Origin of the sequence: Cytobacillus firmus (assembly GCF_023612095.1) — a bacterium.
Classification (GTDB): domain Bacteria; phylum Bacillota; class Bacilli; order Bacillales; family Cytobacillaceae; genus Cytobacillus.
Window position 1 is genome coordinate 3,031,410 of record NZ_CP086235.1, and the last position, 12,725, is coordinate 3,044,134.

The following is a 12,725-nucleotide window of genomic DNA, read 5'->3' on the forward strand; positions in this document are numbered from 1 at the left end:
CTCTGTCTCCTCATGTTTCCGCTCTTTGATGTCAGAGTTAGAAAATGTTTCACTTTATATGATTTTTTAATACTTCAAGAGCCATTTGGGCCGCATGCTGTTCGGCTTCTTTCTTTGACCGGCCGGTGCCTGTCCCAAGTTCCCTGCCATTTAGAGAAACAGTGGAAACAAATTCACGATTGTGGGCAGGCCCCTTTTCCTGAAGGATTTTATATTCAATTGCACCTGCACCATCCCGCTGCACAAGCTCCTGCAGCTGGCTTTTAAAATCCATCACATGCGAAAAAGCACCTGAATCAATTTTTGGAAAAACAACTTTTTCCAAAAAGACGACAACTGTATCTAATCCTTTATCCAGGTACAATGCACCTATAAAGGCTTCAAATACATCTGCAAGCAGGGCCGGACGGGTTCTTCCTCCTGTCATTTCCTCTCCTTTTCCAAGGAGCACCAGGCTGCCAAATGACAATTCGTGGGCAAATGAGACCAGGGATGGTTCGCAGACAACCGCAGCCCTCAGCTTTGTTAATTCGCCCTCGCTCATCATCGGATATTTAAGGTAAAGAAATTTCGAAACAGTCAATTCGAGGACGGCATCCCCAGGAATTCCAGTCTTTCATTGTCTTCATAAGGCTTTCTCCGGTGCTCATTCACATAGGATGAATGGGTAAACGCTTGTTTTAGTAATTTTTCATTTTCAAAGTGAATTCCAATTTCCGACTGGAATTCTTTAAATTGTTTTTCGATTGCGCGAAATGATTTTCTTTCTTTATCTTTATTGCTGCGCATATTGCATCCACCTTGCTAAAATTAATATTCTTTTTAATAATAGGCTCATTTCAAAAATATTGAGTTTTTAGTTTTGAACTAAGCCCGTTGATTTCCGCTACAGGTACTCGCTTTCCGCGGGGCGGGCGGTGAGCCTCCTCGACGCTGTGCGTCTGTGGGGTCTCACCTGTCCCGCTACTCCCGCAGGAGTCTCGCACCTTCCGCTCCAATCAACTCAACGAAAAATATAAATAAATGCCCAAAAGCCATAAGCTTAAGGAAACTTACATTCATAAAATCTAAATAATTGGTCTTCCCTAAGTTTACGTAATAAAGAGGAAAAACGCAAAAAACTTCGATATAAAGCAATTTTATGTTTCATAGGGTTACAGCCATTTTCACAGAAGAAAGCCCCGTTATCAAACGGAGCTTTTGAGAATCGTATTTACTGTCCACAGTCACCTGCTGAAGGCTGAAAGCTTAATTCAAGCTGCCCTTTCGATGCTGCAGGTAACACCGGACAGTAAACATCTGAAAAAATTGCTGCAGTGAGGGGGATTCCCTCACTGCAGAGTGGTTCTACTAACGATTATTGGCTAGCTTTTATGTAATTTACAGCGTCACCGACTGTTGCGATTTTCTCAGCGTCATCGTCAGAAATTTCCATGTCGAACTCATCTTCTAATTCCATTACTAATTCTACAACATCAAGGGAATCAGCACCTAGATCATCTTTGAAAGAAGCCTCCAATTTCACTTCAGACTCTTCAACGCCAAGACGGTCCACGATGATCTTTGTTACACGTTCTAATACTTCTGCCATGCTTGTTCACCTCCCCTCAAGTATTATAGATTATTTTTAGCTTTTATTGAAAGCTTTTATAAAAAATTTTGCATTACAACCCTGTTACAAATCACATGACCATTCCGCCATCAACATGCAGGGTTTGCCCTGTCATATAACGGCTGTCCTCTGAAGCCAGAAACACTGCCACATTCGCAATATCTGCTGGATCGCCGAAGCGCGCCAATGGGATTTGTTTTAGCATCTGATCCCTTACATCCTCGTTCAGCTTATCCGTCATATCAGTTGTGATGAAGCCTGGTGCAATGGCATTGACTGTTATCCCTCTTGATGCAAGTTCCTTTGCTGAGGTTTTTGTCAGGCCGATAACCCCTGATTTTGCAGCGACATAGTTAGCCTGTCCAGGATTTCCGCTGACACCCACAATGGATGAAATATTGATAATGCGGCCGCTGCGCTGTTTCATCATCTGCCTTGTAACAGCTTTTGTACAAAGGAAAACACCTTTCAGGTTAATGTTAATAACATCATCCCACTCGTCTTCCTTCATTCTCATAAGCAGGTTGTCCTTCGTAATCCCCGCATTATTAACCAGAATATCAAGCTTGCCAAACTTTTCAACTGCTTCTTTTACCATGCTTGTCACGGAATCACTATTTGACACATCGCATTGGACAGCAAAAGCATTTCTGCCTAATGCCTTTATTTCATCAACTACTTCGTTCGCTCTTGCCTCACTTCCGGAGTAGTTAACCGCAATATCTGCACCTTGCCTGGCAAGACCCAAAGCGATTTCCCTTCCGATTCCGCGGGAAGCTCCTGTTACTAAAGCGGCTTTTCCCTCTAGCTTCATCTCAATTCCTCCTTCAAGGATTCTGTAACTGTCTGGCATGAATCTGCATCTGAAACGGCATGCGTTTTAAGGGAACGATCTACCTTTTTTACTAAGCCTGACAGTACTTTTCCTGGCCCTATTTCTATAAATGTGTCCACTCCAAGCTCTATCATCCTGCGGATTGAATCCTCCCATAGCACAGGAGAATACAGCTGTTCAATCAATCTGCCATTTATTTCTGAAGCAGATGTCATTTCAGAAGCTGTAACATTGGCAATGACAGGAACCTTTGCATCTTTAATCTCAATTTCGTCAAGGATTCCCCTGAACTTCTCTGCAGCAGGCTTCATTAATTGGGAATGGAAAGGGCCGCTTACCTCCAGCGGAAGCACACGCTTGGCACCTTCTTCTTTAGCCTTTAGAGAAGCCAGTTCCACGCCTCTTTTTGAACCTGAAATGACAATTTGTCCAGGACAGTTCAGGTTTGCAAGCTGCACCGGATTTCCTTCTGCAGTAACCTCTTCTGTAACTGCAGTAAGCTTGTCCCTGTCAAGGCCCAAAACTGCAGCCATTGTTCCCTCGCCATTAGGAACGGCTTCTTCCATAAATTCACCCCGCTTACGGACAGCATATACGCCATCCTCAAAGGATATAGCTTCCGCAGCGACTAGTGCAGTATACTCACCTAGGCTATGTCCTGCAACAAAATCAGGTGTAATACCAGATCTTTTAAAATAATCGAGAATAGCAATGCCAGTGGTCAATAGTGCAGGCTGTGCGTTTGTTGTTAACGTCAATTTGTCCTGAGGCCCTTCAAAAATAAGTTCCGATAATGAAAACCCAAGTTTTTGATCGGCTCTATCAAAAAATCCTTTTACGTTTTCATCCTGTTCAGCTAAGGCTTTTCCCATACCTGCAGCCTGGGATCCCTGCCCAGGGAATAAAAAAGCGATTTTACCCATCGTGCTTTCCCCCAAGTAAAAAATGTTTAATTAAGAGCTGTCTTTTTGGCTTCTTTTTCAACTGCTTCCTTAATCGTATCAGCAACATTGTTTTCGACCATGTTCCTGGTCTGTCTCACTGCACTGAATAAAGCTGTTGCATCTGAAGAGCCATGCGCCTTGATGACCGGCGCCTTCAATCCAAATAATCCGGCACCGCCGTATTCCGAATAATCCATTTTAGATTTAAGCTGATATAAATCAGGCTTTAAGGCTGCTGCTGCCAATTTTGTTCTAAAGCTGCCGGTCAGAGCTGTTTTTAGCATTTTAAATACAGATAAAGCAGTACCTTCAATTGTCTTGAGCACCATATTGCCGGTAAAGCCATCCGTCACTACAACATCTGCAGCTCCCTCGAGCAAATCGCGCGCTTCTACATTGCCAATAAAATTGATATCCGCCTTCTTCAGCAGATCAAATGTATTTTTTGCCAGCTCATTCCCTTTTTCTCTTCTGTTCCGATATTTAGGAGCCCTACTCTGGGATTGGCTAAACCCCGGACTTTTTCGGTATATATAGATCCCATAATCGCATATTGAAGAAGATGCTCCGGCTTCGCGTCCACATTCGCCCCTACATCCAGCAAAAGGAACCCTTCTCCGTCTATTGTCGGGAGCGTAGGTGATAATGCCGGGCGTTCAATGCCCTCAATCCTTCCGACCACAAAAAGGCCTGCTGCCATAAGAGCGCCCGTGTTTCCTGCAGAAATGCATGCATCCGCTTTACCATCTGTAACAAGCTGTGCGGCAAGCACCATGGATGCTTTTTTCTTTCTGCGCACAGCTCTCACCGGCTCATCATCCGGCAAGATGACTTCATCTGTATGTAATATGTCAATCCGCTCATTTGAAGTAAGGTATTGGTTTATTTTTGACTCATCACCTACAAGCGTAATATGTACATCTTTAAATTCTGCGACAGCTTTCATTGCTCCAAGGACAATTTCCTTTGGGGCATTGTCGCCACCCATTGCGTCTATGGCAATTTTCATGATGCTTCATCCTTTAGTGATTATTTTTTTCTGAACATGTCAAATTCGCCCTTGAAAACCTGTTCGTTATTGACAAAGCTATTGACTTCCACCATTGTCCTTCCGCTGTCAATATCTATTGTAAGGACTTTAGCTTTTGCGATGACACGTTCATTTAATCTCACTGGCCTGGTAAATTGAATATTGGCTTTTGCCGTTAATGCCAGCTCATCATTTATTACAGCGACCGCCAGTGAGTTGGCCTGTGCAAACAGGTGATGGCCCCGGGCAATTCCATTACGCTTGAAGACATGTTCATTTTTTACATCGAAAATGGATATCGCCGTTTTATCCAATTCTATATCTATTATTTCACCGATTATTTCTTCTATTGGTAAAGACCGCACTTCATCCTCAAAGCTTTTCTCAGCAACATGCTTGATTCGCTCACGCAATTCCGGAATTGATAATTCCAGCCGATCGAGCCTGATTGTCTGGACGCTGACAGAGAACTTGTCCGCAAGTTCCTCGTCCGTGACAAAAGGATTTTCTTTTATAGTGTCCGTTAATAATGCTTGACGTTCTTTTTTGTTTCTTTTCATTAAAATCCCACCGTCCGAGATATTAAGACTAGGTACTAATAGTAGTATATAATCAAAAAAAGCAGATTGCAAGAAAGAACTTTTCTGCAATCCGCTCTGAATACCTTATTTCTAGTCCAGTTTTTCCCCTTCCAGCACTCCTGCTTCCTTTAAGTATTCCCGCAAAGGCAGGTACTCATCCGAGTGCCAGAATTCATCCGATTCCACCAGCATTGATGCATCATTTCTGGCGGTTTCGAGTGCGCGGTAATCATGGACCATATCAGCAACTTTAAATTCCGGGAGCCCGCTTTGCTTTCTTCCGAAAAAGTCTCCAGGACCCCGAAGCTCAAGGTCCTTTTCACTTAGTGCAAAGCCATCATTGGTTTCTGTCATGATTTTCATGCGTTCTTTTCCAACTTCCGATTTAGGGTCAGCCAGAAGCACACAATAAGATTGTTTATCGCCTCTCCCTACCCTGCCCCTCAGCTGATGCAGCTGTGCAAGTCCAAACCGCTCGGCATCATAAATCACCATCATCGTTGCATTTGGAACATTTACACCCACCTCAACAACCGTCGTCGAAACAAGAACCTGAGTTTCATTACGGCTGAAAGCTTTCATAACACTTTCCTTTTCATCCGGATGGAGCCTGCCATGCATGAGTCCGACATCATAACGGCCATGAAAATGATGCATCAATGTAGCATGGACATCTATAGCATTTTGAACATCCAATTTATCTGATTCCTCAATAAGAGGGCAGATCACATAAACCTGCTGACCTGCTGAAAGCTCCTTCTCCATAAAACCAAGGACCCTGTCCATCATTTCAGGTTTTGCCCAATAGGTTTCAATTGCTTTTCGTCCTGCCGGCATTTCATCTATGATGGATACATCCATTTCTCCAAAAACAGTAATGGCCAATGTTCTTGGGATTGGCGTTGCAGTCATGAACAGAACATCAGGATTTTCACCTTTTTCCCTGAGTATCCGCCGCTGCCCTACCCCGAACCTATGCTGTTCATCAGTAATAACAAGTCCCAATTTATTAAATTCTACTTCCTCCTGGATAAGTGCATGTGTGCCTATGAGAACATCAATCTCTCCATCCTTTAAATGCTGGAGAATTTCTTTTCTTCGCTTTCCTTTAACAGAGCTTGTCAGGAGTTCACATCGCAGACCAAACGGTTCGAGCATCGACTTTAAAGATTCCGCATGCTGCTCTGCCAGGATTTCGGTCGGGACCATTAATGCTCCCTGAAAGCCTGCTGTCCTGCTGGCGAAGAGAGCAATCGCCGCCACTGCCGTTTTGCCGGAACCAACATCCCCCTGTAATAGTCTGTTCATCCGGTATGGAGATTTCAAATCAGACATGATCTCATTAACTACTCTTTTTTGTGCTCCGGTTAAATCAAATGGCAGTGAGTCAATAAACTCCATTAGTCTTGAAAGATCATAAGCCTGTGCAACCCCTTTTGACTGCTCTCTTTCAATCTTTCTTAGCGCCTGCATTTTTAATTGAAAATAGAAAAACTCCTCATAAACAAAACGCCGCCTTCCCTGCTTGAGTTCCTGTTCATTGGCAGGAAAATGAAGCGATCTTACAGCATCCCGCCTATTTAATAGTCTATATTGCAATAAATATTTTTCAGGCAGCGTTTCTGATATGTCATTCCCATGCTGCGAGAAAGCCAGTTTAATAAATCGCCTGATGCCCTTGACCGTGACATTTCCTTTTACAGCATAAACCGGCTCAAAATCCTTATTGCCAGAGGCATTTCCTATTTTAAGTTCACTTGCTGTAATCACCTGCCGATGCTGGTCCCATTTCCCAGTCACCGTAACCGTTTCGTTTAATACAATTTTGTTTTTCAAATAAGGCTGATTGAACAGAATCACTTGGATAAGATACCGCCCTACAAGCACCCGAACAGTGAGCCTGGAGCGTTTCCTGCCGTAATAAGCAAGTGAAGGTTCACTGTGAACCTTTCCTTCAACCGTCACTCTTTCATCATGCTTCATTTCTGCCAGGTCCTTGAGCCTGTAATCTTCATATCTATAAGGAAAATATTCAAGCAAGTCTTTTACAGTGTAAATATTCATTTCAGCCAGTAATTCAGCTGATTCCTCTCCAATGCCTTTAACAGCTGTAACAGACTGGATCAAATTTGGATTCACATTTATTGAACGGCTGCCAATTATATTTTCTTTCAGGCAGTCCGCCATCCCTCCCTGCTCCGTTACTTTTATATACAGGCTAATGAAACACCTGCTCTATAACTAGCACATTGTAATTTAATAATGCAAGAAAGTAACCTTAAATAATAACTCATGCTTCAACGCATTTATTAAAGGTCTAAAATGGACAAAAGCGAAGGCTGGGCCCTCGCTTTGTTTACTGTTTACTGGTTATTCAATTGCGAAAATGAAAGAGTATAGAGGCTGTTTTCCATCATGAAGCTCAACCTCAATATCTTCATATTTATCTTCAATATAGCTGATAAGAGAGTCTACTTCCTCTTCTGCTGCATCTTCACCTTTTAAAACGGTAAGGATCTCAGAGTCTTCGTCAATCATTCCTTCTAGCAGATCTTTGGCAGCCTGTACTCGATCCTTGTTTTTCACAACAATTTTGCCGTCTGCAATGCCCATGAAATCATCTTTCTCGATCTCTAGCCCATCGATGCTGGTATCACGGACAGCAAACGTGATTTGGCCTGTTTTCACATGCTGAAGAGCATCTGTCATGCCTTCTTCGTTTTCAGAAATCTCCGCACCTGGATTAAAGGCAAGAAGTGCAGCCATACCTTGAGGAACGGTCTTTGAAGGCACAACCACTGCTTCTTCTTCAGTCACTTCTGCAGCCTGCTGTGCAGCCATAATAATATTTTTATTGTTTGGCAAAATGATTACTTTTTTTGCATTTACTTCTTTGATGGCTTTTACAATATCTTCCGTGCTCGGATTCATTGTTTGTCCGCCTTCAATGACAGCATGTGCACCGATGCTTCGGAAAAGATCCGCGATGCCGCTGCCCATTGATACTGTCACAATTCCGTACTCCTGCTTTTCTTTAGGCTTAGCCTGAGCCGCCAAAGGTGTAGGAACGTCTTCGACTAAGTTGGTGTGCTGCTGGCGCATGTTTTCAATCTTCATATTGATTAAACTGCCATAGCGCTGTCCGTATGTCAGGCAATCTCCCGGCTGTTCAGAGTGGATATGTACTTTCACAAGCTGCTCATCCGCAATCACCAGAAGTGAATCGCCATATTGGCTTAAGTCCTGGCGGAACGTGTCTTCTGAAAAAGGATTAGCAGAAAGCTTTTCATCTTCGAATTTGACCATAAATTCAGTGCAATAACCGAACTCAATATCCTCAGTATTCATAAAGCTGTGAACATTTTTATGGTGTTCTGCGCTAACCAGGTCATCCATCTTTGGAAGGGCTGCAGGTGTATCAGGGAGTTTTTCTCCCTTTAGCTCTGCAAGGAATCCTTCATATACAAAAACAAGGCCCTGGCCGCCGCTGTCTACAACTCCTACTTCTTTTAAGACTGGAAGAAGATCTGGAGTGCGGTTTAGGGAAGCCCTTGCTTCTTTTAAAACTTCCTCCATAATCACGATGATATCATCTTCATGATTAGCAGCCTGAACCGCTTTCTTAGCGGAATCTTTTGCAACAGTAAGGATCGTTCCTTCAACTGGCTTCATCACAGCTTTATATGCCGTCTCCACACCAGAATTAAGAGCATCAGCAAATTCTTTTCCATTGATAGAAGCTTTATGCTCAATGGCTTTTGAGAAGCCCCTGAACAGCTGGGAAAGAATTACCCCCGAGTTCCCTCGTGCTCCCATAAGCAAACCTTTAGAAAGAGCAGAACCTACCTTTCCAATATGCTCCTGGATATTAGCTTTAACTTCCTTTGCTCCGGAAGTCATTGACAAATTCATGTTGGTTCCTGTGTCTCCATCAGGAACAGGGAAAACATTTAACGCATCCACTAATTTTGCATTAGCAGATAAATGGTTCGCTCCTTGTATGACCATTTCGGCAAAAAGCTTCCCATCTAAATCTTTTTTTGACACAAGTCTTTCCTCCTCACTACGGGTTCGTTACTCGAACTCCCTGAACGTAAATATTAACCGAGTCAGTGCTAAGCCCAACTGTTTTATCAAGGGTGTATTTCACTTTAGATTGCACATTGTGGGCAACCTCGGAAATTTTCGTTCCGTAACTTACAATGATATACATGTCGATATGTACTTCATCTTCTTCCTGGCGAACAATTACACCACGGGTAAAATTCTCTTTTCGCAGTATATCTGTAAGGCCATCCTTAATTTGATTTTTAGAGGCCATTCCTACGATGCCGTAGCAGTCAACTGCTGCTCCGCCTGCGATTGTTGCAATTACATCATTAGAGATATCAATTTGCCCGAAATTTGTTTTTAATTCGATGGACATGGTTCGTTCCCCCTTTGGAAATTGCTTTTCATAAAAGCTTCTACAGGCACTACCTCTTAACGATAGTGCTGGCTTTCCCCTGAATTGCACCCTGGAGGCTAAGCCTTCCGGCGAGAGGCAATTCACCTTTTTTAGCTGGGCAGCGGTCTTTCTACCTTCAAAGCTTAAAGCATACCTTATAATATTTTACTATATGGGCTGTGATATTGAAAGTCATACTTCTCCATCTCTATTATAGCTCATGTTCCCTCCCCCTATGTCAAGGAAATTTTCTTGAAAGCAAACTATTGCAATCAGAAGGGTTGTATGATAAATTATTAAAGTATCTTTTAATGTCGAAATCCGCACAGGGATTCCGCATTAATTCAGATGGATGAATCTGACTATTGCAGATGAAAGCATTGAAAAATAGTTTCAGCTTATGCTTTTAGTAAGGAGGGAAACATACATGCCACGCAAATGTGTAGTAACTGGTAAAAAAACAACTTCAGGTAACGCACGTTCTCACGCAATGAACGCTAACAAGCGCACTTGGGGTGCTAACCTTCAGAAGGTACGTATTCTTGTAGACGGTAAACCTAAACGTGTTTGGGTTTCTGCAAGAGCACTTAAATCAGGTAAAGTTGAGCGCGTGTAACATGCTCAGGGACATCCCTTTTGGGTGTCCTTTTTATTTTCCTTTTTTGACCCACTATCATTCTCCCCCATTTGGGCAAAAAATAAAAGCACCCCGGTGAGGTGCCAAGTATTGATGCTATTTTCTTTTTAATTTATGGGTGTCTACCCCTTTTTGAAGGTCCCTAACATGGCACGCACAATGCCCCCTAAAAATTTAGGAAGTTTGATTGTATAAAATCTCATTACTCGTGTCCCTCCTCACAATCTTACGCATCCATTCTGTCCTTAAATCGTCTTTACCATCTTATTCAAATAATGAAAGATGAGTACTCATGATTACAAAAAATGATCAGAAAGCAATTCATGCTAAGACTCTTATCCAGCTTTCCCGCATCATACAGGGAAGCACCGGTCCGGCATTTAATCCTTGCTTCTTACAACCATTAATATGCCTTCAGTAAAAGAAAAAGTACCACAATCATCAATAAGTTCATTACTGATACAAAGAGTAGAACCGGCAGGAACGGTCCGATCTGTCAGCGGATACTTGAAATTTCTCAGGGTGAGGCCTTTAATTTCCATAGTGACCGGAACAAATGAAATGTATTTGAAATTTGAATTCTGTTTTATGCTGTATTTACCTGGAGTCTTAATATAAATCTTATTAGACCTGTCAATAATTTCGACAGGAACAAAGTCTTCCGCCAGTGCAGGCTTTATTAACAGCTGAATATTTGCGAATAGGTGGTCAAGCCTTCCGCCTGTGGCACCAAGCAAACGGACTTTTTCAGGTTTTTGGCAGAGTGCCCAATTCAGAGCAAGCTCCATGTCCGTTTCATCCTTCTCCGGCTTGAACCTGTTCAGCTCTTTTACCTGTTCTTCAATGAGCAAAAGCTCTCCATCCGACACCGAATCAAAATCACCAAATGCCATTTCCGGCTGAATGCCGCTTTGAATTAGAGTAAGCACCCCTCTGTCTACTCCAACCCAAATATCAGCTGTGTTACTGAACGAATGCAGATCAGGCAGCAAGTCATCCGGGCCGCCGGCTAAAATATTGATAATCATTACACATTGCTCCATTCATTTATGTATCTTTAAATGACAAAAACCAGCTGTATTCCAGCTGGCTTCTTTTATTGTGAACCCTTTAAAGCAGCAATCGCCGCTGCTCTGTCATTCTGATTGTAAATTGCCGACCCGGCAACCAGCACATTGGCTCCAGCTTCAATGCACAATTGGGCTGTTTCTTCATTTACTCCGCCGTCCACTTCAATTTCAATGTTTAGGCCTTTTGCGTCAGACATTTTTTTAACGGCTGCAATCTTCGGAAGAACGGATGGAATGAACTTCTGCCCTCCAAGGCCGGGATTAACAGACATAAGCAATACCATATCTATATCTTCGATAACATGCTCTATCATGTTAACTGGTGTAGCCGGGTTAAGAACCACTCCTGCCTTGACGCCAAAGGATTTAATCAAATGAACCGTTCTGTGGAGATGCCTGCATGCTTCTGCATGAACAGTGATGTAATCGGCCCCCGCATTAGCAAATGCCTCAATGTAACTATCCGGATCTTCTATCATCAAATGAACGTCAAGGGGCAACTTTGTTACAGGACGGATGGCATCCACAATTAATGGACCAATTGTAATATTCGGCACAAAATGGCCGTCCATTACATCAACGTGAATATAATCAGCGCCGCCGCGTTCAACATCTTTAATCTCTTCTCCCAATTTAGAAAAGTCTGCCGATAAAATAGAAGGTGCGATTTTTACCATGAATTAATACCTCGGCTTTCTATCTTTGATTTCCTGCAGAAAGGTTTTGTAGTGTTCATACCTGTAGGATGGAATTTCACCGTTTTCACAGGCGGCTTTTACAGCACATTTAGGCTCTGCCATGTGCAGGCATCCTCTAAATTTGCAAAGTTCACTTTTCTCCTGAATTTCAGGGAAGCAATAATTGAGATCCTCTAATTCGATATCAGTGAATTCGAGGGAGCTGAATCCCGGGGTATCAGCAACAAGCCCTTTTCCAACCCCAATCAGCTCTACATGCCTGGTCGTATGCTTTCCCCTGCCCAAATGGGAAGAAATATCATCTGTTTTCAGCTCCAGGTCCGGTCTTAGAACGTTTAACAAAGAAGATTTCCCCACACCCGACTGTCCGGCAAAAACAGATATCTCACCTTCCAGATAAGGCATCAGATCTTTAACGCCTTCTTCTGTTTCAGAGGAAGTCAGCAAAACATCATAGCCGGCTTTGCGGTAATCAGATGCATATTGCTGAATTTCCCTATACTCATTTTCATCTGCCAGGTCAATTTTAGTAATGCAGATGAGCGGCTTTATATGATTGAATTCAACAAGCACCAGGAAACGATCTAAAAGAGAAGTGCTAAAGCCCGGTTCAACAGCTGAAAAGACAAGGATGGCCTGATCAACATTGGCAATCGGCGGACGAATCAGCTCATTTTTCCGTTCCTTTACTTCTAAGATGTATCCTTCTGTATTACTTTCTGCCTGAAACACTACTTCATCACCGACAAGCGGTGTAACTTTATTTTTCCTGAAAACTCCGCGTCCGCGGCACTGAATGGTTTCATTTCCGCTTAATACATAATAAAACCCTGCTATGGCTTTAATAATTTTGCCCTCAGGCATAGCAACA

The 12,725-nt window shown here is 42.8% G+C and carries 12 protein-coding genes and 2 pseudogenes; 1 reads left to right on the forward strand and 13 read right to left on the reverse strand.

Annotated features, from left to right (window positions below; all coding sequences use genetic code 11):
• Window positions 1–49: 49 nt before the first annotated feature.
• The 9 genes and pseudogenes from rnc to LLY41_RS15265 all read right to left on the reverse strand — a co-directional run bounded on the left by rnc (window position 50) and on the right by LLY41_RS15265 (window position 9,428).
• Window positions 50–789 (reverse strand): annotated as a pseudogene (rnc, locus tag LLY41_RS15225) (ribonuclease III).
• Between the two features lie 568 nt (window positions 790–1,357).
• Window positions 1,358–1,591 carry an acyl carrier protein gene (locus tag LLY41_RS15230; protein ID WP_009330799.1) on the reverse strand — a complete coding sequence of 78 codons (234 nt, stop codon included), beginning with the start codon at window positions 1,589–1,591 and terminating at the stop codon, window positions 1,358–1,360.
• A 91-nt stretch (window positions 1,592–1,682) separates the two neighbouring features.
• Window positions 1,683–2,426, reverse strand: a complete 744-nt coding sequence (gene fabG, locus LLY41_RS15235; RefSeq protein ID WP_095242320.1) for a 3-oxoacyl-[acyl-carrier-protein] reductase — start codon at window positions 2,424–2,426, stop codon at window positions 1,683–1,685.
• Window positions 2,423–3,370, reverse strand: a complete 948-nt coding sequence (gene fabD, locus LLY41_RS15240) for an ACP S-malonyltransferase (protein WP_304585788.1) — start codon at window positions 3,368–3,370, stop codon at window positions 2,423–2,425. Before fabD ends, fabG begins: the two co-directional genes overlap by 4 nt.
• Before the next feature lie 26 nt (window positions 3,371–3,396).
• Window positions 3,397–4,400, reverse strand: a pseudogene (gene plsX / locus LLY41_RS15245) (phosphate acyltransferase PlsX).
• A gap of 20 nt (window positions 4,401–4,420) precedes the next feature.
• Window positions 4,421–4,981: a transcription factor FapR gene (fapR, locus tag LLY41_RS15250; RefSeq protein WP_035328889.1), complete on the reverse strand. Its 561-nt coding sequence runs from the start codon at window positions 4,979–4,981 to the stop codon at window positions 4,421–4,423.
• Between the two features lie 111 nt (window positions 4,982–5,092).
• On the reverse strand, window positions 5,093–7,141 hold the full coding sequence (recG, locus tag LLY41_RS15255) for an ATP-dependent DNA helicase RecG (protein ID WP_370460344.1): 2,049 nt from the start codon (window positions 7,139–7,141) through the stop codon (window positions 5,093–5,095).
• A gap of 231 nt (window positions 7,142–7,372) precedes the next feature.
• A complete protein-coding gene (locus LLY41_RS15260; RefSeq protein ID WP_095242317.1) occupies window positions 7,373–9,049 on the reverse strand; it encodes a DAK2 domain-containing protein in 1,677 nt (558 codons plus the stop codon).
• A 16-nt stretch (window positions 9,050–9,065) separates the two neighbouring features.
• Entirely contained in the window at window positions 9,066–9,428 is a 363-nt protein-coding gene (locus LLY41_RS15265) for an Asp23/Gls24 family envelope stress response protein (RefSeq protein WP_009330806.1), read from the reverse strand.
• 448 nt (window positions 9,429–9,876) lie between these two features.
• Between LLY41_RS15265 and rpmB the strand changes: the two genes are divergently transcribed.
• Window positions 9,877–10,065 (forward strand): 50S ribosomal protein L28, encoded by a 189-nt coding sequence (gene rpmB / locus LLY41_RS15270; RefSeq protein WP_019381740.1) that lies wholly within the window; start codon window positions 9,877–9,879, stop codon window positions 10,063–10,065.
• Between the two features lie 143 nt (window positions 10,066–10,208).
• Here the strand turns inward: rpmB and spoVM are convergent, their stop codons facing one another.
• The 4 genes from spoVM to rsgA form a co-directional block, all read right to left on the reverse strand.
• Window positions 10,209–10,289 carry a stage V sporulation protein SpoVM gene (spoVM, locus tag LLY41_RS15275; RefSeq protein WP_019381739.1) on the reverse strand — a complete coding sequence of 27 codons (81 nt, stop codon included), beginning with the start codon at window positions 10,287–10,289 and terminating at the stop codon, window positions 10,209–10,211.
• A 177-nt stretch (window positions 10,290–10,466) separates the two neighbouring features.
• Window positions 10,467–11,114, reverse strand: coding sequence for a thiamine diphosphokinase (locus LLY41_RS15280; protein WP_304585790.1), 648 nt, complete (start codon window positions 11,112–11,114; stop codon window positions 10,467–10,469).
• Between the two features lie 68 nt (window positions 11,115–11,182).
• Complete coding sequence (rpe, locus tag LLY41_RS15285) at window positions 11,183–11,833, reverse strand: ribulose-phosphate 3-epimerase (protein ID WP_304585791.1); 651 nt, start codon at window positions 11,831–11,833, stop codon at window positions 11,183–11,185.
• A 3-nt stretch (window positions 11,834–11,836) separates the two neighbouring features.
• Window positions 11,837–12,718, reverse strand: a complete 882-nt coding sequence (gene rsgA / locus LLY41_RS15290) for a ribosome small subunit-dependent GTPase A (protein ID WP_095242314.1) — start codon at window positions 12,716–12,718, stop codon at window positions 11,837–11,839.
• Between the last annotated feature and the right edge of the window lie 7 nt (window positions 12,719–12,725).